The following is a 22,211-nucleotide window of genomic DNA, read 5'->3' as shown; positions in this document are numbered from 1 at the left end:
TCCTGACGTTCCGTCTCCAACCACGGAGGTGGCCCGGATATCGCTTTAAACGCCATCACAGCGTATCCGGTGTGTTTCAGGCTTCGCCGTCTCCCAGGGAGCTCGCCGCCACGTACCGCCGAATCGAGTTCGTCATCCTACGGACCGCCAGTTCGCTTCCGGTTGCTCCCCACCCCGCCTCCTAGCGACGCAGTTACCTTCAGCTACGGGGTTATGGCTTACCCCGACACGGACTTTCACCGTGCTGTGTGCACGCCTTCACGAGCGCACTGGGAGCCCGCTCCGCGGGCGAATAGGCTCAATGGTATGGGTGGAGCCGCCATCCGCGGGTATCGCCGAATAGCTACCTGGCCTGAGGCGGTGTAACCCATCTTGGGTGGCAACGGGATTTGGTTGCCGAGGTACAGGCGTCTGTAGCCCGGTATTTTGTGTTGGGTTTCACCGCCATGAACTCCGGTGCCAGACGGTGACGCACGTCACTTTGGCGGTGCTACCGCATCCTGCCCATTCCGCCAATCGCGATGTATAAAAAAGCCCAGCATCATGGCCGGGCTTGTGTATATAACAGGAGCGTACTGGTTGTATCAGGCCGGCGCTTTGGCGCGGGCCTTGTACTCGCCGCTACGGGTGTCGATTTCGATCCAGTCGTCGGTGTCGCAGAAGTCGGCGACCTTGATTTCGGTGCCGTTGGCGAGGCGGGCAACCTTCATGACCTTGCCGGAGGTGTCGCCGCGGGCGGAGCCTTCGGTGTAGGTGAGCTGGCGCACGATGCTGGTCGGCAGGTCTACGGAAATGACCTTGCCTTCAAAGAACACGGCGGCGCAGACGTCGGTCATGCCGTCGACGATAAAGGGCAGCACGCTTTCCAGGTCGTCGGCGTTGAGTTCGTACTGGTTGTACTCTTCATCCATGAATACGTAAACCGAATCGCTGGCGTAGGAGTAGGTCACGTCGATGCGATCGAGGATGACCTGTTCCATCTTGTCGTCAGCCTTGTAGACGGTCTCGGTGGACGAGCCGGTCAGCAGGTTCTTCAGCTTCATCTTGACGATGGCGCTGTTACGGCCCGATTTGGTGAATTCGGCCTTTTGTATCAGCCAGGGCTGGCTGTCGATCAGAGCCACACTGTTGGGTTTCATTTCTTGTGCGGTTTTCATGGGAATGTCCAGGACAAGGGAGTAGAGACAATTTGAGCTGCCTGTCGGGCCTGGCCGATCCTGGCGGGGAAAAACCGATTAATTCAGCACGCTCATGTGCTTCACCCCTTTGTGGGGCGCACGTTCAGTCGCGCACGGCGATTGAATGCGGTGGCTTTTGAGCTCTTTTTAGGCAAATAGCGGGTCTATTTAACAACAAAGAGTGCGTCAAACAATCCAGTTCGGTTTTTCTGCAGTAGATCGGTGTTAAGCCCGGCGAGTCTGCCAGACTCGCATCATATCCATTTTCTAAAAAACTGCACTAGGGCCGTGGAAATATTTATCTGGGCACTGAGTTTTGTGCACCAGGCTTCGCTATGTGCCTCAAGTTCCGGCCAGGTTTTTTCTAATGCCTGTTCGCTTTGCGCCATATTCTGGCCACTGTTCCAGGCGTGCCAGTGTGCCTGCAGCGCCGTACTTGTGGCTGGGCTCAAGCCCTGGCAGTAAAGCCGCAGAAACGCATCGAGCTTTTCGATGTGGGCGTTATTCTGCTGTGGATAGATATGCCACAGGAAGGGTTTGCCGGCCCACTGGGCCCGCACAAACGAATCTTCACCCCGTACGACGTTAAAATCACAGCTCCATAAAAGACGGTCGTAGTCCTGCTGGCTTAAAAAAGGCAGTAGCTGCACGTTTAATGCACCGCGCTGGTACTGGTCACCTTCAGATAATTGTTTTACGCCAAGCCATTCTTGCAGATTGGCAATAATCCGCCCCGGGGGCACCAGTAAATGCGTGGCCTTATTATCGGCGGCCAAAGTATTTAGCCAGCTGGAAAGGCTTTTGTTTTCATACGCGAAGAGTGAAACAAGCCGGCTGTTTTTGTGTGGCCTGATGCCCAGCCTGTTTAAAAAAAGCTGTCGTGCGGCGGGGTCCTGTTGAAAACGACGCCGTTCCTCAATCAGGTTGGCCTCGCGCAGGAGCCCGCCGGTTTGCGGCGTGAAGCCCGGAAAGAAGAAGTATTTTTGCAGCCCGCGGGGCTGGAGTGAGGGCAGGCCATGGCAGCCATCGACCCAGTCTTCGGCGCTGAGGTATTCCAGGTTCAGCCACAGGGAGGGGCGTGCCCGCCGTGCCATGGCATCGATGTAGTCCTCGGGCAACTGACAGGCAAAGGCTTCAATCACGACATCGGCGGCGTCAACCGGCTGGTGCGGGTGTGAAGCGTGCTGCAGCCAGCGCTGTACCGTGACGCCTGCATGAACCTGCCGGGCCTCCAGGGGATTGGCCTGGGGGCACAGGCGGCAAAAGGTTTCGAGGTCATCAACCCAGAGGCGAACGGCCTGATCGTGCTCGGCGACCAGCTGGCGGGCCAGGCGCCAGGTCACCCCGATATCACCGAAATTATCGATAACGCTGCAGAAAATATCCCAGCTGGCGCGCATGCAAGGGCCCTGTTGATCGGCTGCCGAGTAATGCGCGTCATTATGCCCGATGCGCGGGGCGATTACGCCTGGCAGCCGGTGAGCGTGATAAATGCGCTTTTGGCGATCGGTGGCGTCGTTGGGCCGGCGGGTAGCGGCTTTGCTTGTATATTTTGTGTACAGGCCTTACATTGCGCCTCCTTTCTATTCGACAAGCCCGGTGGCGCATGAACCGACGTAAAAAAATCAATCAGATCCTCAGCAATAAGGCCAAGAAGGCCAACGCCAAGCAGAACCCCGGCAGCAAGCCGCGTTATGTCTCCAAGGCCGAGCGTGCCAAGACGCAGGCGAGCGAAGAGACGCTCTGCGTTGCAGGTAGCGATTCAGCGGCTGTTGTGGGCGCCGCGGCAGAGTAACAGAAGCTGGAGCCCTGTCGTCGAGGGCGGCCAGGCCCAGGAGTGCGTGGCTTAAGGCCTGACCTTGCTGTTTGGGTTAATGCTCGGCGGCGATCTTGACCATGATGTGTGCGTAGGGCGTACCCTTCCACATCACATAGACAGGATCGGCGGGGTTGGTCGACATGCCTTCGAGCATGGCGCTATCGGGCACCACGATCATCAGGTGTGGCCCTTCTTTTACCCAGTCATCACTGTTTTGCGAGTCGGTTGCATAGGGGTCGCTGTTGCTTACGCCAATGGCGCTGCCTTCACCGGCCAGCATGTAGGACACGCTGAGGCTGTCTGGCTTGAAATCCTGTTTATTCATCATGGCGCTGATCAGCGCGTCCCATACGGGCTCGTTGCACATCGGGCCAATCGTCTCCTGTTGTGGATAGCAGGTGTAGCTGTTGGAGCCTTCACGCAATACCCTGCCATCGGGTGCTCGAATGGTGGCGTTTGCGGTAACCGCTGGCGGCCCTGCCGTTTCCGCACTGGCAATCATTGCCTGGTCGTCGGCTAAAACAAGACTACACCCCAGTACGCTCACGCAGGCACAGGCACTTATGAACTTGCTGTACATAGTCGTCACCTGTTGGTTGGTTTGTTGGTTGGGTAACCGGGGGGAGTGGAAACCCCCGTTAAGAGTATAGGTGACCGCCAGATCCGCTCGTTGCCACAACGCTGTTGCCCCTGGGGCTGAGCTGCTGTGCCACCCCAGCAGGTGCAAATGCGCGCATCGCCTCGTCTTGCCGGCGCCCAGCTGGCCGCTGCGGGTACAAACCAAGGGGCAGGCGAGCGAGCGAGCCCCGTTCCACCGTTGGCTGCCGTGCACCGGGCTTTTTTGTCCGCATGCGGTGTGCCGGCGAGTCTTTGTCAGGCTCTATGCTGTAGTCAGATGGCGAGCCGAACTCAAACTCCTGCACCGGTGGGTGCTGCAATGAAATCGATCCTGGATCTGTGCATTCGATATGGCGCCTTTGCCCTGGTGCTGGCATTTACGCTGGTGATGGGCGTTCTGGCTGCTGATCCTGATGCCGCTGTCGTTGCTCGGCATCCGGGATGTCTCGCAGCCGCACCATGCGCTGTTGCGCAATTATCCGCTGGTGTCCCATTTGCGCTGGATGTTCGAAACGGCGCGTCCCTATCTGCGCCAGTACATTGTCGAGGGCGACCTGAGCGGGGCCCCCTACGCCGAGTGGTGGGCCGCTGCATCAGCCGCCAGCTTCCAGCCGCTGCAGCATACCGGCCGGGGCTAGCGAGGTTGGTTTTCCATTGACGGTCACAGAGCCAGGCCCGACGGGCGGCCCACAGCGTGATTACGGGGTCTGACAGAAACGCGGGGTAAGCAGGGGGCTGTCGGGTTAGCAGGCGGGAAGTCCGTGACATGGCGTCCGCGACACGGCGCCTGCTGTCAGACGCCGGGCAGCGAAGGGAGCCCTCAGGGCTGGGCCGCGGTGGCCGTTTTGCCGGTGTCCGGCGGCTGGATCAGCCCGTCTGCGCGGAACATGGACTTGATGCCGCGCACCGCCTGGCGAATGCGGTTCTGGTTCTCGATCAGGGCAAAGCGCACGTAGTCGTCGCCATAGTCACCAAAACCAATGCCGGGGGAGACGCATACCTTGGCATCGGCCAGCAGTTTCTTGGCAAACTCGAGCGAGCCCATTTGGCGGTAGGCGTCGGGTATCTTGGCCCAGATGTACATCGACGCTTTCGGGATATCCACCATCCAGCCCGCTTCATGCAGCCCCTTCGCCAGGGCGTTGCGGCGCAGCCGGTACTGCTCGGCGATATCCAGCACGCACTGCTGATCGCCTTCCAGTGCTTCGATGGCGGCCACCTGCAGCGGGGTGAAGGTGCCGTAGTCGTGGTAGCTCTTGATGCGCGCCAGCGCATTGACCAGCTCCCGGTTGCCGACCATGAAACCGATCCGCCAGCCGGCCATGTTGTAGCTTTTGGACAGCGTGAAGAACTCCACCGCGATCTCCTTGGCGCCCGGTACCTGCATGATCGAGGGGGCCTTCCAGCCATCGTAGACGATATCGGCATAGGCCAGGTCATGCACCACCAGAACGCCGTACTGCCGGGCCAGCGCCACCACCCGTTCGAAAAAGTCCAGCTCGACACACTGGGCCGTCGGGTTGGACGGAAAGCCCAGGATGATCATTTTCGGCTTGGGTATGCTTTCCCGAATGGCCCGTTCCAGTTCGAGGAAGAAGTCGACCCCGGGAATCAGCGGTACCGACCGCACCTGGGCACCGGCGATGACCGCACCGTAGATATGGATCGGATAGCTCGGGTTGGGTACCAGTACCGTATCGCCGTTATCCACCGTCGCCAGCATCAGGTGTGCCAGGCCTTCTTTCGAACCGATGGTGACGATCGCCTCTTCTTCTGGGTCGATCTCCACCTGGTAACGGTCGGCATACCAGCGCGATATCGCCCGGCGCAGCCGCGGGATACCTTTGGAGGTGGAATAGCCGTGGGTGTTTTCGCGCTGCGCCACCGTACAGAGCTTTTCTACGATATGCGGCGGTGTCGGGCCATCGGGGTTGCCCATGCTGAAATCGATGATGTCTTCGCCCCGACGACGTGCCGCCATCTTGAGTTCGGCGGTGATATTGAACACATAGGGGGGCAGGCGATCGATGCGGTTAAAGCGGTGTACCGGCGGTACGGATGAATCCTGAGTCATTGGAGCCTCTGTCTACGTAAGCGCCCGGAACCGTCCGAGCGACGCAGATCACCTTGAGGTGATCGTGACGCTAGCCTATACCGGCAAGACCCGGGTTGCATAGCCCCTGGATGAACATAACGCTGCCTGAACCCTAAACCGCTGAGCCGCCCTGCGGGGAAGGCGCCGGGCTGGCATGGGGGCCTGACGAAAACCTCGCCTTTATTTGCTGAAAACTGCATTTTTATTCGACTAAAGTAGAAGATTTTATGTCGATTGGTTAGCGTGGAGACTTTCGATCCCGAGCGAGATTCCAGCGACCGTGAGCACCTCCAACCATATCCATTTGTTGCAGCAATACCGACAGCACGAACAGACCATTCACAGTCTGATGGAATCGATGATGACCAGCCTGAACACCCAGGCGCTGCTGCATGACGGCGCTGCCCAGCAGCAGACGGTGAACCAGCTGAATCGCGCCTATCCGTTCGTCGAGCTGCTCTACAGCCTGGACCCCAGGGGGGTGCAGATCATTGATTCGGCCTACAGCCCCAATGTCAGCGAGCGCCATCGCCGCTCCCTGGGCAAGGGCAGCGATCGCAGCAACCGCCCCTACGTGATGCTGGCGCGCGAACAGCTGAACAGGGCTGTGGTCACCAAGCCCTACCTCTCCAGCGCGACCCATCAGCTGTCGGTTTCCGCGGTGCTGCACCTGGCCGATGACGATGGCAACGATCTTGGTTATGTGGTGCTTAACTTCAACCTGCAGCGCCTGATCGCCTACCTCAACGGCGACGGGCGGCGCACCCGTTTTCACCCCTGGTTCCAGGGAATCTACGGCCTGATCGGCGGCATGCTGATACTGGTGTCGGCCTTGCTGCTGTACTCTGCGGGCAAGTCGATGTTCGGTGTATTGGAGGCGGGCAGCAATATTGCCACTGGCGCGTTCGGCATCGTGATCATGATTACGCTGGGCATGTCGATATTCGATCTGGGCAAAACCATCCTCGAAGAGGAAGTGCTGGTGAGCAAGGATATTCACCACCACGATACGACCCGGCGCACCATTTCGCGCTTCATGGCGGCCATTATCATCGCGGTTTCCATCGAGTCGCTGTTGCTGATGTTCAAGTCGCTGCTTGACGGTGGCGATGGCGGCACCCAGCTGATCAGTGCGGTCTGGATGCTGCTGGCCGCCGTGGCGATGCTGGTCGGGCTGGGCATCTACCTGCGGCTCAGCCAGGAACGCAAACGCGACAGCGCCTGAGCCCGGCGGGGGCCGACTGCTCTCGCCCTTCCTGACCTAAACACAGACGGACTAAGCATAGATCGACTCCGTCTAGCCCCGGGACCGTGCCGGTGTAGTGGCGGCTGGCGTTACCCGGTCAAAGCGCCTATTTGTTTGAGAAGAGGGTGCCGGCTGTTGCGCCGGTACCTGTTGTGGCTGCCTGTCAGCCGACAATGAGGATTAAAGGGATCTTGCCGTTCCTGATTCGGGGGCGTTTCATGCAGGCAGCCTTTGTATTCAATCCGGGCCGGCACCCGCCGGCCCAGGAGAGGAGTCAGGCTCATGAAACGTCACGCCGTATTAGTATCGCTGCTGATTCTTTCGCTGCTGCCCGGCACGCTGTTTGCCCGGGACAAGCGCGACTTCACCGAAACATTTCCGCTTGCTGACTGCGCATTCAGTGCCGATGGCGCAAACGCGTATTTTAGTCTTCAGCCGGGGCGGGTGCTGTCCTATGACAATGACGCCTGTGTCTTTGCTGGCGATTGCGACGAAGAGGAAACCCTGGTCATCAGCGTGCTCGATGAAACGCGTGATATCGACCTGATGATCGATGACCAGCCCAGAATGATCCGTACCCGTGTGATCGAAGAATACGAAGAGGCCGACGACGAGTTCGCCGAGCGCTCGCTGAATTTCTTTGCCATTTGTACGGGCACCGGCGACGTTTACTATTTTGGGGAAGAGGTTTTCGTACCGGATGAAAACGGCGATCCCCAGGGCGGTGCCGAGGGCCCCGGTGCCTGGCTGGCCGGTGTGAATGGCGCGATGCCGGGTATCATCATGCCGGGCGGCGCCTTCCTGCTCGGCTCGCGCTACTTCCAGGAAATTGCGCCGGATATCGCACTCGATCGCGCCGAGCATACCGCCGCGGATATCGATATCGTTGTTCCGGCGGGTGATTTCGCGGCGTGCGGGGAAGTAACCGAAACCACGCCGCTCGAAAAGAAGGGCACATCGGTCAAGGTGTACTGTCCCGGTGTCGGGATGGTGATAGACGACGACCTGGAACTGCGGTCTATCGAGTAGCAGGATGCACAATGCGCTTCTGAATGGCCTCGGGCGCTCTGTACCGGCCAGCACGGGTGACCCTGGCGGGCGTTTAATCCAGCCTAATGCCCTGATCGTCAATCGCCAGCAGGGCCGGGCGCTGGCCAAGGCTGGATGACTGGCACGGTTTTGTCCCTACTTTGATTCGGGATTGGTCACATGGCGGGTGATAAATGTCGCGAAAAGCTTAAATATCATACAGATGTTTACTTGTATTTTTGCTCTTTAGGACTTACATTTGCGGGTCCCAATCTTCTGACTTTGCTGATTTATCATGAACAGACGAAAAAGTATTGACCCGATTCAGACGCTGAACACCAGGGCCAGGAAGGCTGGTACAAGGACGAGCCCCATCAGTAAACCGCGCTATGTCTGCAAGGCTGAGCGTGCCATGAGCAGTGCCGTCAAGTCCGCCAATACCGCTTCCGTTGCCGTCGCGGCTGTGGAGAATCCCAAGAGTGCTGTGCGAGGCAGAAGGCTGAGTCGCAGGAATACTGTTTTAGTGACGGGTTCCAGGCTGAAGTTTTAACCGGGTCGGCATCTTGATGCTAGTTCAGATGTCGCCCTGCCGCTGTATGCAGCCTGTTATGGCTTCGGGCGCTGTATTCTGGGGTGTCGTCCCCGATGATGATCGCGACCGGAGCCTGCTTTAATTCTCGCCTGACTTGCGCCTGTGAGTCTTTGTCTGCGACGAGCCCGTCGCGCGCTCGATCACCCAATTAAACCTTTACTCACCCATCGTTTCCATCGCTTGCCTTGCACCAGGCCCGCCGGAACAGGCCTTGTGATTGTGCTGGCCGCGCCTAAACCGCCTTGCCCAATTTCAGCGCATTTACTGCACAGTCGCCGGTATGGCGTACATGTTCAAGCATGATTTCGCCGGCTTTCTCGCTGTCCCTGGCCGACAGGGCGTCGAGCAGCGCCTGGTGTTCCGCGACCGACTCTTCCCAGCGATCCTCGGTACCGATGGCCATGTAGCGGCCGCGGCTGGCACGCATCAGCAGCTGTTCATGCAAAGTGGTGAGCGTACTGTTGCGGGACATCGCTATGATCATGCGATGAATGTCCTGGTTGAGCTCGAAGTAGTTGTGGCGATCGCCCGCACTGTAAAGTGACTCCAGGCGAGTCTGCATCTGCGCCAGTTTTTTCAGCTCGCTCTCGGTGGCGCGGCTGGCAGCCAATTCTGCGGCCATGCGCTCCAGCCCCCCGATCAGTTCGAACAGTTCGGCAAACTCTTCCGGGGTCAGCACTGCCACGCGGGCGCCGCGGTTGGGTTCGATGGACACCAGGCCTTCGGAGTGCAGAACCTTGAGTGCTTCGCGCAGCGGGGTGCGGGATATTTCCAGCTGTTCACAGAGGGCGCTTTCGTCGATACGCTCGCCTTCGGGCAGTTCGCCTTCGATAATCATCGAGCGCAGGTGATCGGAAATCTCTTCGTGCAGTGAGCGTCGTTTCATCGACGTTTTCTTGCGGGTCAGGTTGCTCGTCGTCATGTCAGCCGTCTCTTGTTTTGGTCCGTTCCGGGCTAGTGGCGAGCCGGTGGGCCTGTATCTGCCTGGGTCAGCCGCGTCGGGCAGCACGCCGTGCGCAGTCAGCCGGTATCAGGAATACATAATTATAACGGCTTCGGTGCCGGAAAGCAGCGAGATCTGGGGATCTTGGCGCAGGAGGTGATTGCGCGACAGCGCTATGGGGCAGGGCTGGCAGAGCGGGGGCGTAAGTCTCGATCGGGCGCGGGGAGCACCGGGCATGATTAGCCCAGTGCGGCGAAAGCAAGCTTGAGCGCGCCGGTGGTAACGACCAGCAGTGCAAGGCCTGCGGCGTAACAGAGCGCAAAGCCGCGCCAGCCAGACGGTGGCCGCTGGTCAGTGGCCGGTTGCTGATCGCGGGTGTTCATAGGGGTGGTGATTGGGGTGTTCATGGCGATGGATCCTGAGGTTTTTCGGTGTTTCCCGAGTGCTTGTCAGCGGTTTGTTAAAAAGACCGCCAGCCCAGGCGTAGGGGGCTGGCGGGTGCTTAGCCTGAGGCAAGCGAGGGTGAAAAGCGTTGGACCTGGCAGCCTGTTGGACTTACCGCAGTAGATCAGTGGTAAGCCCGACAGGCTGCTAGTAGCCTTCCTCGAAATCTTCCACCTTGCCGCTGAAGATGCGATAGCCCCAGAGGGTGTAGGCACAGATCAGCGGCACGAAGATCAGCACGCCCGGCAGCAGGAATTCCAGGCTCGAAGCCGGGGCCAGGGCCTGCATGAAGGTCAGCTGGCGCGGCACCAGGTAGGGGAAGAGGCCCACCACGAGACCGGCGAATCCCAGCACGAACAGGGCAACCGCGAGAAAGAACGGCCGTTGCTCGTGTTGTTTGCCGCCCAGGTCCTTGAACAGCAGCCAGCCGGCGCCCAGGCTCAGCAGCGGCAGCGGGCTGAGCAGCAGCAGGTGGTAGCCGTCGAACCAGCGGGCGCGGATTTCCGGTGCTTCGATCAGCGTCCAGAGACTGACCAGAGCCATCGCGATCATCACGGCGACCACCAGGCGGCGCCCAAGGCGAGCCGCCCTGTCGCGGATCTCGCCGCGGCTTTTCATCGCCAGGTAGCAACTGGCCAGCAGCGCATAGCCGGCCATCACCGAAAAGGCGGTCAGCACCGAGAAGGGCGACAGCCAGTTCAGGCTCGAGCCGTCGATGGCATCGGCGTCCACGCCCTGCACCAGGGAGCCCAGCATCAGCCCCTGGCAAAAGGCTGCCACCGAGGAGCCGATGGCAAAGGCCTTGTCCCACCAGGGCTTGGACCGATGCGACTTGAAGCGGTATTCAAACGCCACACCGCGAAAGATCAGGGCGATCAGCATGATCATGATCGGCACGTAGAGCGTCGACAGTATGGCGCCGTAAGCGACCGGGAAGGCGGCGAACAGCACCACGCCGCCGAATACCAGCCAGGTTTCGTTGCCGTCCCAGACGTGGGAGATGGAGCGCATCATGTGATCGCGCTGGGACTCGTCATCGAACCAGGGGTAGAGGATGCCCAGGCCCAGGTCGAAGCCATCCAGTACCACGTACATGAGGATGGCAAAGCCCAGCAGCAAAAAGTAGAAAAAACCCAGTTCCATCAGTGCACCTTCTCGTGAGCATCAAGCTGTTTCACCCAGGCCAGGGCATAGCCCGGTGCATGGGTACCGATCAGCTGTTCCGGCAGGGAGGCAAAGTCGGGCGGCCCCTTGCGGATAAGCTTGCGCATGAAATACAGATACACGGCCAGCAGCAGGCTGTAGGTGATGACAAACATCGTCAGGGAAAAGAGCACCCGTTCCGCCGGCAGCGGAGATACCACGTCCATCGTGCGCACCAGGCCGTTGACCAGCCAGGGCTGGCGGCCGACTTCCACCACGTACCAGCCGGCGACCGTCGCCACCACGCCGGCGGGGGTGAGCAGGGTGCAGACGCGCAGCAGCAGGGGCGAGCTGTAAAGCCGGCCGCCGCGACGCAGCCAGAGGCCGTACAGCGCCACGGCAATCATCAGCACACCCAGGCCCACCATGATACGAAAACTGAAGAACACCACGGCGACGGGAGGTCGATCTTCCGGCGGCACGGACTTGAGCCCCTGCAGTTCGCCTTCCAGTTCGTGGGTCAGTATCAGGCTGGCGAGGTGGGGTATGGCGATCTCAAAGTGATTGGTCTCGTCCTCTTTGCTGGGCAGTGCAAACAGCAGCAGCGGTGCGCCGGTTTCGGTCTCGGGCCAGATACCCTCCATGGCCGCCAGCTTGATGGGCTGGTGTTCCTTCACGTTCAGGCCGTGCAGATCGCCGACAAAGGCCTGCAGCGGCGTCAGCACCAGGGCAAACCAGAGCGCCATGGAAAAGCCCTTGCGGGCCATGGGCTGGTATTTGCGCCGCAGCAGGTAGTAGGCGCAGACACCGGCCACCACAAAGGTGCCGGTAATCAGTGCTGCCAGCAACATGTGCGCCAGGCGGTAGGGCATGGACGGGTTGAAGATCACTTCCGGCCAGCTGGCAACCTGAAACACGCCATCGACGATTTCATAGCCTGCCGGTGTCTGCATCCAGGAGTTGGCGACGATGATCCAGAAGGCCGAGATCCAGGTGCCCAGCGCCACCACGCAGGTGGAGAAGAAGTGCATGCGTTCGCTGACCCGTTGCCAGCCAAACAGCATGACGCCCAGAAAACCGGCCTCAAGGAAGAAGGCGGTGAGCACTTCGTAGGCCATCAGCGGGCCCAGTACCGCACCGGTGATGCGGGAGAATTCCGAGAAGTTGGTGCCGAACTCATAGGACAGCACGATCCCCGAGACCACACCCATGCCGAAAGTAATGGCAAAGGGTTTGATCCAGAACTTGGCCAGTTGCAGATAGACCGGATTGCGGGTTTTCAGCCAGAGCCCTTCCCAGACGGCGATAAACGTCGCCAGACCAATGGTCACGGACGGGAACAGGATGTGAAAGCTGACGGTGAACGCGAACTGCAGCCGCGACAGGAGGGCGGCATCAAGCTCCATGGCGGCGTCCTGTGCGCGTGCGCAGGTGCTGCATCAGTGCGGGTGCGCAGGCGATGCCAAGGATGGTGGCCAACATCAGGAATTCGGTCATCAGGGCGGACAGGCTCATGCGTTTATCTCCATAAGTTTGATGCAATGTGGTTTTGCGATGAGGGGTGTTATGCAGAAGCCGTGCCAACATTAAACAAGCCGCAAATGCCTTGATTTCGGTCAATTGAGAGTGGATTATGGCCCGCAGGTGTAAACCTTGTGGACAGTTGCGGTCCTCTATCTGTAAACGGTGTTGACGTCTGATGAGCTGGGTAATTGCGTTTGAACTGATGATGCTGGTCACCAGTGGCTGTGCCCTTGTGGTGTCTGGCTGGTTGCTGCTGCGGGCACGCAAGCGGCGCAGTCTGCAGGCGCTGGCGGGCTTCGGGCTGATGATGGCACTCTGGTGCAGCGGTCATGTTGCCATCCAGCAAGGTTGGCATGATCTCGGCATTCTGCTGATCCTGTCCAATCCGCTGATGCCGACTTTCTTCCTTCACTTTGCCACCCGCTTCGTGCGTCCACGCGGGCCGGGTGTACCCAGGCTGCTGCACTGGTTCAGCCTGCATATCGGCGCCATCTACGCGGCCAGTTTCGGGGTTATTCTGCTGAGCTGGAACGGCCCCGGCGGAACTGTCGTGCCACTGGGGCCCTTTACCGACTTTTTCGTCTTTCAGGGACTGGGCTGGTTCAACATTGCCTATACGGTGATTGTCGGCATTCTGGCGCATCTGGTGCTGGTGTGGGGGCTCAGCGTGCACCACGGCAACCTGCGTCGTTCCATTGTTGCGATGTTTGCCGCCAGTGCCTGGGGGTTGCTGCTGGCCACGAGCTTTATCTTTCCGTCACTCGGGTTCGACTGGTATCCCTATCCCATGCTGCTGCTGCCAAGCTACGTGGTCCTGCTGGTCTATGGCGTGGTGCGCTACCAGATCCTGGAGTCCAACGACTTCGCCCGGCGTATGCTGCCCTGGCTGGTGCTGATGGCGGTCATGCTGGGGGTCATGGCATTGCTGAGCGCTCTGGCCGGGCACTTTGGCTTGGTAGAGCTTGCCGCCGTGCCGCTCTGGCAGCTTTGGCTCTGTGCGCTCATGGCGGTGGCCGTTGCGCTGCTGTTGCGCGGACCGCTGAAAACGCTCTCAGGCTTGCTGATTTACCCGGGTGTGCGGCTCGATGAGTCCCTGCTGGATCGCTGGCAGAGCCGGCTCAAGTCCGAGGGCAGCTGGCAGGGACTGCAGGCCCGCGCAACCGAGCTGATCTCGGCCCAGATGCGCCAGAGCGTTCATATCCAGCTGCAGCAAGAGGGTGCCATGGTACCGCCGCCCAGCGAGGGCGGGCTGAGTATTCTGTGCCAGCATCAGGCGCGGGGCTGGCGTTTTCGCCTGCAGGGCTGGGAGGACCTCAAGCCTGGTCTGCGCCTGACCGGTGAGGTGTTTGGCTCCCTGCTGTCGACCAGTTGCGGGCTGCTGGAGCGTTCCCTGCAATTGGCGGAGGCTGAACGCAGTCGCCTGGCCAGCGAGCATTTGGTGGAACTGGGCAGCCTGTCGGCCATCATGGCCCATGAACTGCGCAATCCGCTCAATGTAATATCCATGGCCACGGCGGATCTGCCGGGTGAGCGGCGCAGCCTGATTCAGACCCAGTTGCAGCGTGCCGACCGCCAGATCTCGGACCTGCTGCTCTATGCGGGCCGCCTGGAGCTGCGTCTGCAGCCGGTGTTGCTGCCGAGCATGGTGGACAGCCTGGTGCCGCTGTTCGACTGGCAGCAGACCCGTTTTGAAAGCGATATCCCGGCCGGGCTGACGCTGTTGGCCGATCAGCATCGTTTGCAGCAGGTGTTCACTAACCTGGTCGAAAATGCCCTGAGCTTCGTGCGCAACCAGCCGGGCAGCCTGATCCGCATCGACAGTGATGCCGATGGCCGCTGCATTCGCATTCACAATAACGGGCCAGCCATTGATGCGTCGCTGCATGCGACCCTGTTTCATCCCTTTGTCAGTCGGCGTGCCGGCGGCAGCGGCCTGGGGTTGGCCATCGTACGTCGCATCATGGACGCGCACGGGGGAGCGGTCCGTCTGCGTGAAGATCTGGGTTGGCCGGTGACGTTTGAGCTGAGTTTTCCCAGGGCATCTGAAGCATGAAGACGATGCTGTTCGGTAGCCGCGCGCTGGGTAACACCGTGTTGGCTCAAGGGTGCCGGAGCATGGACGGCCATACTCGGCGCGCAGCGGTCAGTCTGCGTGAAGACCTGGGTTGGCCGGTGACGTTTGAGCTGAGTTTTCCCAAGGCGCCTGAAGCATGAAGAAGATTCTGTTTGGTTGCAGCGCGCCGGCTCAAGTGTGCCGGAGCATGGACGGCCGTACTTGGCGCGGAGCGGTCAGTCTGCGTGAAGACCTGGGTTGGCCGGTGACGTTTGAGCTGAGTTTTCCAGAGGATGCCAAGGCATGAATACCCTACTGTCATTTAACCGGAGCTGGCCATGAACAAACCTCGCATCCTGCTGATTGATGACGAGCCTGCATTTCGTTCGCTGTGCGAACAGTGGCTAAGCAATGGCGGATACGAGGTGCGCGGAGGCGCGAGCCTGGATGATGCCCGTACCCTGCTGCGGTCCTTCGACCCGGACCTGCTGCTGCTGGATCTGTCATTGCCGCCGCAGTTTGATCCGGCCCACACACTGGCGGCCTTGCCGGAATTTGCCGACCGGCCGGTGATCATCATGACCGGTCATGCCGACAGGACGCTGGCGCTGGAGGCGATCCAGCAAGGCGCCTGGGATTTCCTCGCCAAGCCGCTGGACCCCGAGATGCTGGCGGTGGTGGTCAAAAGGGCGGTGACCAAACACCAGCTCAGTCGCGAGTTACAGCAGCTCAAGCAGGCTCCGCGCAAGGCGACGCCGCTGGCTCGGCTGATCGGCAGTTCGCCGTCGATGACCGCGATTCGAGCGCTGGTGGAGCGCATTGCACCTACCGATGCAAGGGTACTGGTGACCGGGCCCTCGGGTACCGGCAAGGAGGTCATCTCGCGGGCACTGCATGATCTGAGTCTGCGCGCCAGCGGCCCCTTCATATCGGTGCACTGCGGAGCCATTCCGGCGGACCTGCTCGAAAGCGAACTGTTTGGCCATGTGCGCGGAGCCTTTACCGGCGCGGACCGTGACCGCGATGGCTTGCTGAAACTGGCCGATGGCGGTTCGCTGTTCCTGGATGAGATTGGCGAGATGCCGCTCCCCATGCAGGTCAAGCTGCTGCGTGTGCTGCAGGAGGGGACCTTTTACCCGGTGGGCGGGCGCGTACTGCAGCAGATCAATGTGCGGGTGATTTCGGCTACCAATGCCAACCTGCCCGACAGGGTATCACGGGGCGAGTTTCGCGAAGACCTGTATTACCGTATCAAGGGGGTCACCATCGAAACCCGGCCGCTGAACGAGCGTGCCGAGGATGTGCCGCTGCTGGTGCGGTCTTTCCTGCAGCAGCAGGCCAGCGATAGCGGTGCTGCGCAGCTGCTGCTTGATCCGGCGGTGCTCGACTGGCTGATGCGCAGATCCTGGCCAGGCAATGTGCGGGAGCTGCGTAATACGCTGGAAAGCATTTGTGCGCTGAGCCGCGGCGGGCGGGTGACACTGGACGATGTGGCGCTGCTGCACCCCGGTGTACAGCAGGCGGGCGCATCGATACCGGCCTCGGATGCGCCGCTGGATGAGCAGGTACGGGCGCTCGAGATTCGGCTGATTCGTGATGCGCTGCACCGTCATGATGATAACCGCACCCATGCGGCGGCCACGCTGGGGTTGTCTCGCCAGGGATTGCTGAAGAAAATAGAGCGCTACGGACTTTAACAACCAGCCGAAGGCTACACGGGGATAACATCGTGAGTGCAATAACGACCAATAGTCACAGCAAGCTGATGGGCTACATACTCTGGATTCTGGGTTTTATGGGGGCGCATCGGTTTTACTTCGGTCGTCCCGTTAGCGGCACGCTGTATTTCTTTACCCTGGGTCTGTTTCTGATCGGCTGGATTGTGGACCTGTTCCTGATTCCGTCCCTGGATCGCAGTGCCGACATCCGTTACCGCGACGGTGACACCAACTACAATATCGCCTGGATCCTGCTGACCTTTCTTGGCATTTTCGGGGTGCATCGCTTTTACATGGGCAAGTGGCTCAGCGGCCTGCTCTACCTGCTGACCGGCGGCGTGTTTCTGATCGGCGTGATCTACGATTTCTGGACCCTTAACGACCAGGTCAGCGAGATTAACGGCCAGGCACCGGCAGCCGGTGCCAACTGACGTTCAGGCCTTGCAGCCTGGCGTTACTTTTCACTGATTCATGGTGGATTCAGTGGTTTGCGTGGACAATCTGTCACTTGCTCAGCCGGATGACCGGGTGAGCGTTGATTCGCTGCTGCGTATTTGCGAAGCTGCGCGTACGGTTGGGCACGGGGCCTGGCCGCTGTAATGGGGAAAGAGACCTGATGGACGTCAAGTATTCAGAACATCCGGCGATGTTCAAAAACAATCCGCTGGGCTTTCTGTTGTCGATACTGCTGATTCCGGTCGGGGTCGGTATCATCATCCTGCTGGCCTGGTACCTCAAGTGCAAATCCACCCAGCTTGAACTGGTGGGGAATGACCTGGTGCTGGAGCGCGGCTTGCTGAGCAAGGACCGCACGGAGCTGGACCTGGACAGCGTGCGCTCGGTGAATGTCTACCAGTCGTTTTTCAACCGCATTTTTGGTGTCGGCAAAATTGCTATCTATACCGCCGGCGATGAAGCCGAAATGGAAGTGGCGGGTCTGCCGGATCCGCACCGCCTGCGCGAACTGATCAAGAATCGGCAGGAAGCCTGAGATCCATGTCCAGGAATACTGATGTCAAAGACCGGCGCGAGGCCAGGACGGTAGCCCTGGCCATTGTTGTGCTCCTGGTCTTGCTGGTGGGGGCGGCGGTGTTGCTGTTGCCCCAGCTGGCGGAAATCAGCCGTGTCAGCCTGGAACCCGGGCTGGGTCTGAAGGATGCGGCGGTTATCTCGTTTTTCGTCACCATCGCCCTGATGGTGGTGTTCGCCATTGCCGCAGGTGATGGTTTTATTGGGGAGATCCAGTTCATGCTGGCGGGTTTCTTCAGCTTCTTTGTGATTATCTGGCTCATGCTCGCCTGGGTTTTCTAGTCTGCCAGGCGACCTTCCTGGTCGCTTAATCTGTTTCCACCTTCGGCGCTGCTGCGCACCTCTCTTCGATCGCTTTAAGAGCAGCCTCTTTGCTCGGCCTTTTTGGACACCCATTGTTGAAGCGGGTAGACTCGGTCGGCCTGCATAAATGGGTTTGTGCACGGATACAAGTGACACACGGCGCACTGTCGCTGTGATCTGCAGGTAATATTGGAAGCCGCGCAGAGATGTGTTTTGGCTTACTCAGAGGTTTTCTTCGCTGTACTATGAAAAACAATAATTCACCGGCGCACGACTTTTGCTATCAGTCACTTAGGAAGGTTTCACGCAGTTTTTACGTCAATACCGTCGCGCTGCGAAACCCGATTAAAGATTATGTCTGCGTGGCCTACCTGTTATGCCGCATCGCCGACACTATTGAAGATGACCCGGTTTTGTCGGTGGATGCCAAGGATCGTGGGTTCGTGCTTTTCAAGCATTCGTTGAGCAGCGGCGTCCCGGTAACGGGATGGAACGCGTTTGTTGCCTCACTGCACAGCAGTGACGACGAGCGTGAACTGGCGCTCAATTTCGAGTCGTTGCTCGATGTATATGCGGCGTTCCCTGCGAGTATTCGCGCCATATTAAAAAAGCACGTCTACATCATGGTCGATGGCATGCTGCTGTACTGTACCAAACTGGAGGGGCGTCGGGAGACAATCGAAAACTTCAGTCAACTGGACGACTATTGCTACTATGTGGCTGGTGTCGTCGGCGAACTCCTGACTGCGGTTTTCTCGGAGGAAATGGATATTCCGCCTGCGGCGCTGGCACAACTGCAGAAAAATGCCGTGGCGTTTGGCCTGGCTCTGCAGTACGTCAATATCATCAATGACTACTCAACCGATAACGAGCGCGGCATCGTTTTCTGGCCCGATTCCTGTCTGCGTGACGGTATGGACGTGGAAACTCCGTTGCGGGAAATGTCGCGCCGCTGTCTGGATTATATTGTCGATTCATTTGAGTACGTACGATACATTCCCAGGAAGGAGCGTACCGTGCGGGGTTTTTGCCTGTTGCCGTTGTTCTTTGCCGTTGCGACGCTGAAGCAGATCAACAAGGAGCGCACTGCTTTCGGTCATCGTGAAAAGGTGAAAATTTCCCGCAAACGCGTGCGCTTCATATTCTTCTTTGTCATGGCGTTTTCACGTTTCGACTTTATTCTGGATGCGTATTTCAGGCGCAACGTGGCATTTTTGCGCAAATACCTGCGCGCCTAGGCGCTTCCTGTCGTGCGACTTACTCGGCAGGGACTGTTCGAGCGGCCCGCACGTGACCAGAACATCCCCCATCTTATCCCCTAAACATTCCCGTATCCGCTACTTCCGGCGCACCCGCCTACGCGTAACGCTCATGCCGCTTTGAGCTTTACTGCTGTGAATTGGATTATTGTGAACCTGGTTGCGCTGGATAGGTGTGTTCAAGTTTGGGCCGAGGAGATGTTGCTGATGCAGTCAGAACAGATCATCAGTACCGCTCGTGCTGGCAGAGGTTGTCAATCGGGGCCTCGAAGCAGCATGGGAGACGCTCACGCCTGCTTTGGGTTGTATCGATCCAGGGGTATTGCTGCGCTGGCATGAAGTGCCGGTCTTGAATGCCGCGATCGGCATGGAGCGCAGTGGCAGGCGCCACGGCGGGTATTGCTGGAACTTCTGCTGAAGCTCTTGGTGAGTCTTTTGCTTAATTTGTCGCTGGGTGTTGCCGTGCCTAAGCCGCTTTGTACATTTTAGCGCGAAGGCGGGTGAGCCTTGCCGTCAGGCGTGGCTCACTTTATGTCCTGCAGTGGTCTTGCTGGTGCTGAACAGCGCCTTGATCTTGCTGAACAGGCTGTGCATGCATTCAGAAATGTATTCCGCGCGGGCAGCTTCGGCGCGCAGGCGAATGATTTCGGCTTCGTTCATGCTGGACAGGTCAAGGCGATCCATTAGTTCAACCATGCTTGGAGCTTTAGTGTTGCGGCTCATTGTGTTTCTCCTGAGAGGTGTGTGTCTTTGTATGGGGCCATAATAGGTGGTTTTCCGCACTGCAACAAACGACAACTATTAACCAAAAAGATGAGAATAACTCATTAAAATTTGAATAATCCTAGCTATGTTGATGTCCTGAAGCAGAAAAGGTGCTTTTTAATCATCAAAGTGGCTTAGCCGCAAGGCGACAAGCCCTCGTAGAGACAGCGAGGACGGGCGGGAAATAGACAGGCTGGAAATAATGGGTGGGGGCAGGTTTCACCGTGAAACAGGGACCGCGCAGGCGAGGTTGGCCGTTGCAGGAGCATGGGCCGGTGCAGGAGTAAAAGTAGGCTTGAGGGCAGCAAGGCAATTTAAGGCAGGGCAGAGCGGGGCTTGTCGGCCGGCGTGCATTATTCACCGGTGCCTGTGCCGGTGCCTGTGCCTGTGCCTGGCCGGGTCGCGGCCTGTCGGGCTAAGCGTTACTCGGCTCGGGAACTGCCACGTTCAATCGCCGGGAGCGATTGAACGTGCAAACCAGCCTTTCTATCACGATGATCGGCCAGGCCAGACAGGCTTAACGCCGGGCAAGTATTCCTTAGCGTTTGCTCTGGAATAGCTCGGGGTCCAGCTCGTAGGGCAGGTCCTGCAGGCTCAGGGCGGGGCCGTGCTGGCTGCCAAGCAGGATCGGGGTGCTCTCGGCCAGATCTTTGACGATCACGGCCAGCAACTCGAACTGGCCGTCGTCAGCAGGCGCGGCCAGAACGACCTTACCGACATTGTCCTTGTCGGCACTATAGAGCGCGGTACCGGGCGCCGGGCGGCTGTCGCTGCTGACGGTTGCACGGTACATCGGACGCTTCAGCTGGCCACGGTGTTGCAGCCGGGTAATGATTTCCTGTCCGGTATAGCAGCCTTTGGTAAAGCTGACGCCGTGCAGGGCCTGCAGGTTTGTCATCTGCGGGATAAAGCCTTCGACCGTTTCGTTGCGCAGGTCTGGAATAGCGGCGCGGATTTCCTCCAGCTCCCAGCCATCGGTGGTACCCAGCGGGGCGAATTCGATCAGCTCGGGCAGCAGTGTCAGCGCCTGGTCTTTGGGCAACCAGATTTCGAACCGCTTGCCGGGCACGCGCACCGCGAGTATGCCTTCACTGGCATAGACGCCATCGACTTCGCTCGGTACCTGTCCCAGCACTTTTTCAACCAGTACGGCCGCGCCCGGGCCGCTACAGCCCAGCCCTACCACTTCATCACTCAGGTCGGCGGACTGGGCCTTGGAGAACAGCATGTATTTTTTCAGCAGCGCCTGCGCGTCTGGCAGCAGATCGCGCTGGCCGCGCAGCCAGAAGCCATCCTGCACACGCATGACCCGCAGCAGGCTGGCCATGTGGCCCTTGATATTGCAGTGTGCGCCAAGACGGCTGCCCACAGTGCGGACATCCCTCAGGTCGCAGCTCAGTTGCCCCTGCAAAAATTTTTCGGCATCGGGGCCCAGCACGCTGAATACGCCCTGGTGAACCAGGGGCGTGAGCCTCGTGTCCGATTCCCGGTCTGCGACATGCAGGATACGATCGCCGCTGTCATTCAGAGTGGCGCCCAGGGCGCTTATTTTATCCAGCCATTCACTCATCTGCTTCTGTCTCTTGTTGTGTCGGCGTGATTCTGGTGCCGATCTGCTGACCCAGGCGCAAGCCGTGTTCGGCGGCCAGTGTTTCGCTCCACTGCATGACGTCAGGGCCGAACAGCAGGACCACAGTGGAACCCAGCTTGAAACGGCCCATTTCCGCGCCCTGTTCAAGCCGGATATCGGCGGCCGGCTGGGCATCAAAGCGGGTGTGCACGGGCTTTTTGAGCATCGGTGCAACCTGGCCGCCCCAGACGGTCTCGATGCCGGCTACGATCATGGCGCCTACCAGGATCATGGCCATGGGACCGGCCTCGGTGTCGAAAATGGCCACCAGGCGCTCGTTACGGGCGAACAGCTGATCGACATTGGCCGCCGTCGTCTGGTTAACCGAGTACAGGTCGCCGGGAATGTACAGGGTTTCACGCAGCGTTCCGGCTATGGGCATATGGACCCGGTGATAATCCTTGGGTGCTAAATAGATGGTGGCGAACTGGCCATTTTTAAAGGCCTCGGCCATCGCCATGTCACCGCCGAGCAGGGTGCTGAGGCCATAGCCGCGCCCCTTGGCCTGAAAAATACGGCCGTGATCGATGGCGCCGAGCTGGCTGATGGCGCCATCAGCCGGGCTGATGATGCCGCCAGGCGTCGTATCCATTGAGCGGGCCTCTGGCTTGAGGGCGCGTGTGAAGAAGGCATTGAAGTTGGGGTAGGCACGCAGGTCTTCGACCTGGGCCTCGTACATGTTGACGCCATAGCGCTTTGCGAACCAGCCAATAAAGGTATTTTTGACCCAGGGTATGCGACATTCCGCCAGGGCGCCGGTCAGGCGCGACAGCAGGTGCTGGGGCAGCAGGTGTTGCAACAGGATAAACAGCTTGTCTTTCAA

Annotated in this window: 25 protein-coding genes; 14 read left to right on the top strand and 11 right to left on the bottom strand. The window is 59.3% G+C overall.

The features are described 5' to 3' along the window. Positions 1–584: 584 nt before the first annotated feature. Together F451_RS0122955 and earP are read right to left on the bottom strand one after the other, a co-directional pair. On the bottom strand, positions 585–1,157 hold the full coding sequence (locus F451_RS0122955) for an elongation factor P (protein WP_020683770.1): 573 nt from the start codon (positions 1,155–1,157) through the stop codon (positions 585–587). A gap of 275 nt (positions 1,158–1,432) precedes the next feature. Next, the gene (gene earP / locus F451_RS0122950) at positions 1,433–2,578 is read right to left on the bottom strand and encodes an elongation factor P maturation arginine rhamnosyltransferase EarP (protein WP_020683769.1); all 1,146 of its coding nucleotides are present in this window, start codon (positions 2,576–2,578) and stop codon (positions 1,433–1,435) included. 206 nt (positions 2,579–2,784) lie between these two features. On the opposite strand from earP, the gene F451_RS0122945 reads away from it, so the two are divergent. Next, positions 2,785–2,973 carry a DUF2986 domain-containing protein gene (locus F451_RS0122945; protein WP_020683768.1) on the top strand — a complete coding sequence of 63 codons (189 nt, stop codon included), beginning with the start codon at positions 2,785–2,787 and terminating at the stop codon, positions 2,971–2,973. Between the two features lie 76 nt (positions 2,974–3,049). On the opposite strand, the gene F451_RS0122940 is transcribed toward F451_RS0122945, so the two are convergent. Continuing rightward, on the bottom strand, positions 3,050–3,577 hold the full coding sequence (locus F451_RS0122940) for a hypothetical protein (protein WP_020683767.1): 528 nt from the start codon (positions 3,575–3,577) through the stop codon (positions 3,050–3,052). A 451-nt stretch (positions 3,578–4,028) separates the two neighbouring features. On the opposite strand from F451_RS0122940, the gene F451_RS0122935 reads away from it, so the two are divergent. Then, positions 4,029–4,253 (top strand): hypothetical protein, encoded by a 225-nt coding sequence (locus F451_RS0122935; RefSeq protein ID WP_020683766.1) that lies wholly within the window; start codon positions 4,029–4,031, stop codon positions 4,251–4,253. Between the two features lie 182 nt (positions 4,254–4,435). Here the strand turns inward: F451_RS0122935 and alaC are convergent, their stop codons facing one another. Continuing rightward, a complete protein-coding gene (alaC, locus tag F451_RS0122930; RefSeq protein ID WP_020683765.1) occupies positions 4,436–5,689 on the bottom strand; it encodes an alanine transaminase in 1,254 nt (417 codons plus the stop codon). A 301-nt stretch (positions 5,690–5,990) separates the two neighbouring features. Between alaC and F451_RS0122925 the strand changes: the two genes are divergently transcribed. The 4 genes from F451_RS0122925 (at position 5,991) to F451_RS28655 (ending at position 8,535) form a co-directional block, all read left to right on the top strand. Beyond that, positions 5,991–6,935, top strand: coding sequence for a PDC sensor domain-containing protein (locus tag F451_RS0122925; protein WP_020683764.1), 945 nt, complete (start codon positions 5,991–5,993; stop codon positions 6,933–6,935). Positions 6,936–7,238: 303 nt separating this feature from the next. Continuing rightward, entirely contained in the window at positions 7,239–7,985 is a 747-nt protein-coding gene (locus tag F451_RS0122920) for a hypothetical protein (protein WP_020683763.1), read from the top strand. Positions 7,986–7,989: 4 nt separating this feature from the next. Further along, positions 7,990–8,124 (top strand): hypothetical protein, encoded by a 135-nt coding sequence (locus tag F451_RS28660; protein WP_020683762.1) that lies wholly within the window; start codon positions 7,990–7,992, stop codon positions 8,122–8,124. A gap of 156 nt (positions 8,125–8,280) precedes the next feature. Further along, complete coding sequence (locus F451_RS28655) at positions 8,281–8,535, top strand: DUF2986 domain-containing protein (RefSeq protein WP_156826603.1); 255 nt, start codon at positions 8,281–8,283, stop codon at positions 8,533–8,535. 274 nt (positions 8,536–8,809) lie between these two features. Here the strand turns inward: F451_RS28655 and F451_RS0122910 are convergent, their stop codons facing one another. The 4 genes from F451_RS0122910 to F451_RS0122895 all read right to left on the bottom strand — a co-directional run bounded on the left by F451_RS0122910 (position 8,810) and on the right by F451_RS0122895 (position 12,513). Next, positions 8,810–9,499: a GntR family transcriptional regulator gene (locus F451_RS0122910; protein ID WP_020683761.1), complete on the bottom strand. Its 690-nt coding sequence runs from the start codon at positions 9,497–9,499 to the stop codon at positions 8,810–8,812. 260 nt (positions 9,500–9,759) lie between these two features. Next, on the bottom strand, positions 9,760–9,927 hold the full coding sequence (locus F451_RS27920) for a hypothetical protein (RefSeq protein ID WP_156826602.1): 168 nt from the start codon (positions 9,925–9,927) through the stop codon (positions 9,760–9,762). A 184-nt stretch (positions 9,928–10,111) separates the two neighbouring features. Beyond that, entirely contained in the window at positions 10,112–11,107 is a 996-nt protein-coding gene (cydB, locus tag F451_RS0122900; RefSeq protein ID WP_020683759.1) for a cytochrome d ubiquinol oxidase subunit II, read from the bottom strand. Beyond that, the gene (locus F451_RS0122895) at positions 11,107–12,513 is read right to left on the bottom strand and encodes a cytochrome ubiquinol oxidase subunit I (RefSeq protein WP_020683758.1); all 1,407 of its coding nucleotides are present in this window, start codon (positions 12,511–12,513) and stop codon (positions 11,107–11,109) included. The genes cydB and F451_RS0122895 overlap by 1 nt, the downstream gene beginning before the upstream one ends. A 293-nt stretch (positions 12,514–12,806) precedes the next feature. Here F451_RS0122895 and F451_RS0122885 point away from each other — a divergent pair, with 293 nt between their 5' ends. The 8 genes from F451_RS0122885 to F451_RS0122845 all read left to right on the top strand — a co-directional run bounded on the left by F451_RS0122885 (position 12,807) and on the right by F451_RS0122845 (position 18,972). Beyond that, on the top strand, positions 12,807–14,684 hold the full coding sequence (locus tag F451_RS0122885) for a sensor histidine kinase (RefSeq protein WP_020683756.1): 1,878 nt from the start codon (positions 12,807–12,809) through the stop codon (positions 14,682–14,684). Beyond that, positions 14,681–14,845, top strand: a complete 165-nt coding sequence (locus F451_RS27915) for a hypothetical protein (protein ID WP_020683755.1) — start codon at positions 14,681–14,683, stop codon at positions 14,843–14,845. Before F451_RS0122885 ends, F451_RS27915 begins: the two co-directional genes overlap by 4 nt. Further along, positions 14,842–14,991 (top strand): hypothetical protein, encoded by a 150-nt coding sequence (locus F451_RS28140; RefSeq protein ID WP_020683754.1) that lies wholly within the window; start codon positions 14,842–14,844, stop codon positions 14,989–14,991. Before F451_RS27915 ends, F451_RS28140 begins: the two co-directional genes overlap by 4 nt. A gap of 31 nt (positions 14,992–15,022) precedes the next feature. After that, positions 15,023–16,381, top strand: coding sequence for a sigma-54-dependent transcriptional regulator (locus F451_RS0122870; RefSeq protein WP_020683753.1), 1,359 nt, complete (start codon positions 15,023–15,025; stop codon positions 16,379–16,381). 32 nt (positions 16,382–16,413) lie between these two features. Continuing rightward, positions 16,414–16,833: an NINE protein gene (locus F451_RS0122865; protein ID WP_276202615.1), complete on the top strand. Its 420-nt coding sequence runs from the start codon at positions 16,414–16,416 to the stop codon at positions 16,831–16,833. A gap of 185 nt (positions 16,834–17,018) precedes the next feature. Further along, positions 17,019–17,393 (top strand): PH domain-containing protein, encoded by a 375-nt coding sequence (locus tag F451_RS0122855; protein ID WP_020683750.1) that lies wholly within the window; start codon positions 17,019–17,021, stop codon positions 17,391–17,393. 5 nt (positions 17,394–17,398) lie between these two features. Beyond that, positions 17,399–17,713, top strand: a complete 315-nt coding sequence (locus F451_RS0122850; protein WP_020683749.1) for a hypothetical protein — start codon at positions 17,399–17,401, stop codon at positions 17,711–17,713. Between the two features lie 266 nt (positions 17,714–17,979). Next, entirely contained in the window at positions 17,980–18,972 is a 993-nt protein-coding gene (locus F451_RS0122845) for a squalene/phytoene synthase family protein (RefSeq protein WP_020683748.1), read from the top strand. 534 nt (positions 18,973–19,506) lie between these two features. Here the strand turns inward: F451_RS0122845 and F451_RS0122840 are convergent. The 3 genes from F451_RS0122840 to asd all read right to left on the bottom strand — a co-directional run bounded on the left by F451_RS0122840 (position 19,507) and on the right by asd (position 22,211). Then, positions 19,507–19,716, bottom strand: a complete 210-nt coding sequence (locus tag F451_RS0122840) for an RSP_7527 family protein (RefSeq protein WP_156826601.1) — start codon at positions 19,714–19,716, stop codon at positions 19,507–19,509. Between the two features lie 580 nt (positions 19,717–20,296). After that, entirely contained in the window at positions 20,297–21,328 is a 1,032-nt protein-coding gene (gene ygfZ, locus F451_RS0122835; protein ID WP_020683746.1) for a CAF17-like 4Fe-4S cluster assembly/insertion protein YgfZ, read from the bottom strand. Further along, positions 21,321–22,211, bottom strand: coding sequence for an archaetidylserine decarboxylase (asd, locus tag F451_RS0122830; protein WP_020683745.1), 891 nt, complete (start codon positions 22,209–22,211; stop codon positions 21,321–21,323). Before asd ends, ygfZ begins: the two co-directional genes overlap by 8 nt.

This window comes from Marinobacterium rhizophilum DSM 18822, assembly GCF_000378045.1.
Classification (GTDB): Bacteria; Pseudomonadota; Gammaproteobacteria; order Pseudomonadales; family Balneatricaceae; genus Marinobacterium_A; species Marinobacterium_A rhizophilum.
The sequence above is the reverse complement of the archived record's forward strand: the minus strand, read 5'-3'. Positions and strand labels throughout refer to the sequence as shown.

What these genes read in the sequence shown, in the direction of transcription:
- F451_RS0122955 (WP_020683770.1), bottom strand. Translation starts at nt 1,157, where the DNA reads ATGAAAACCGCACAAGAAATGAAACCCAACAGTGTGGCTCTGATCGAC.
- earP (WP_020683769.1), bottom strand. Translation starts at nt 2,578, where the DNA reads ATGCGCGCCAGCTGGGATATTTTCTGCAGCGTTATCGATAATTTCGGT.
- F451_RS0122945 (WP_020683768.1), top strand. Translation starts at nt 2,785, where the DNA reads ATGAACCGACGTAAAAAAATCAATCAGATCCTCAGCAATAAGGCCAAG.
- F451_RS0122940 (WP_020683767.1), bottom strand. Translation starts at nt 3,577, where the DNA reads ATGTACAGCAAGTTCATAAGTGCCTGTGCCTGCGTGAGCGTACTGGGG.
- F451_RS0122935 (WP_020683766.1), top strand. Translation starts at nt 4,029, where the DNA reads ATGCCGCTGTCGTTGCTCGGCATCCGGGATGTCTCGCAGCCGCACCAT.
- alaC (WP_020683765.1), bottom strand. Translation starts at nt 5,689, where the DNA reads ATGACTCAGGATTCATCCGTACCGCCGGTACACCGCTTTAACCGCATC.
- F451_RS0122920 (WP_020683763.1), top strand. Translation starts at nt 7,239, where the DNA reads ATGAAACGTCACGCCGTATTAGTATCGCTGCTGATTCTTTCGCTGCTG.
- F451_RS28660 (WP_020683762.1), top strand. Translation starts at nt 7,990, where the DNA reads ATGCACAATGCGCTTCTGAATGGCCTCGGGCGCTCTGTACCGGCCAGC.
- F451_RS28655 (WP_156826603.1), top strand. Translation starts at nt 8,281, where the DNA reads ATGAACAGACGAAAAAGTATTGACCCGATTCAGACGCTGAACACCAGG.
- F451_RS0122910 (WP_020683761.1), bottom strand. Translation starts at nt 9,499, where the DNA reads ATGACGACGAGCAACCTGACCCGCAAGAAAACGTCGATGAAACGACGC.
- F451_RS27920 (WP_156826602.1), bottom strand. Translation starts at nt 9,927, where the DNA reads ATGAACACCCCAATCACCACCCCTATGAACACCCGCGATCAGCAACCG.
- cydB (WP_020683759.1), bottom strand. Translation starts at nt 11,107, where the DNA reads ATGGAACTGGGTTTTTTCTACTTTTTGCTGCTGGGCTTTGCCATCCTC.
- F451_RS0122895 (WP_020683758.1), bottom strand. Translation starts at nt 12,513, where the DNA reads ATGGAGCTTGATGCCGCCCTCCTGTCGCGGCTGCAGTTCGCGTTCACC.
- F451_RS0122885 (WP_020683756.1), top strand. Translation starts at nt 12,807, where the DNA reads ATGAGCTGGGTAATTGCGTTTGAACTGATGATGCTGGTCACCAGTGGC.
- F451_RS27915 (WP_020683755.1), top strand. Translation starts at nt 14,681, where the DNA reads ATGAAGACGATGCTGTTCGGTAGCCGCGCGCTGGGTAACACCGTGTTG.
- F451_RS28140 (WP_020683754.1), top strand. Translation starts at nt 14,842, where the DNA reads ATGAAGAAGATTCTGTTTGGTTGCAGCGCGCCGGCTCAAGTGTGCCGG.
- F451_RS0122870 (WP_020683753.1), top strand. Translation starts at nt 15,023, where the DNA reads ATGAACAAACCTCGCATCCTGCTGATTGATGACGAGCCTGCATTTCGT.
- F451_RS0122855 (WP_020683750.1), top strand. Translation starts at nt 17,019, where the DNA reads ATGGACGTCAAGTATTCAGAACATCCGGCGATGTTCAAAAACAATCCG.
- F451_RS0122850 (WP_020683749.1), top strand. Translation starts at nt 17,399, where the DNA reads ATGTCCAGGAATACTGATGTCAAAGACCGGCGCGAGGCCAGGACGGTA.
- F451_RS0122845 (WP_020683748.1), top strand. Translation starts at nt 17,980, where the DNA reads ATGAAAAACAATAATTCACCGGCGCACGACTTTTGCTATCAGTCACTT.
- F451_RS0122840 (WP_156826601.1), bottom strand. Translation starts at nt 19,716, where the DNA reads ATGAGCCGCAACACTAAAGCTCCAAGCATGGTTGAACTAATGGATCGC.
- ygfZ (WP_020683746.1), bottom strand. Translation starts at nt 21,328, where the DNA reads ATGAGTGAATGGCTGGATAAAATAAGCGCCCTGGGCGCCACTCTGAAT.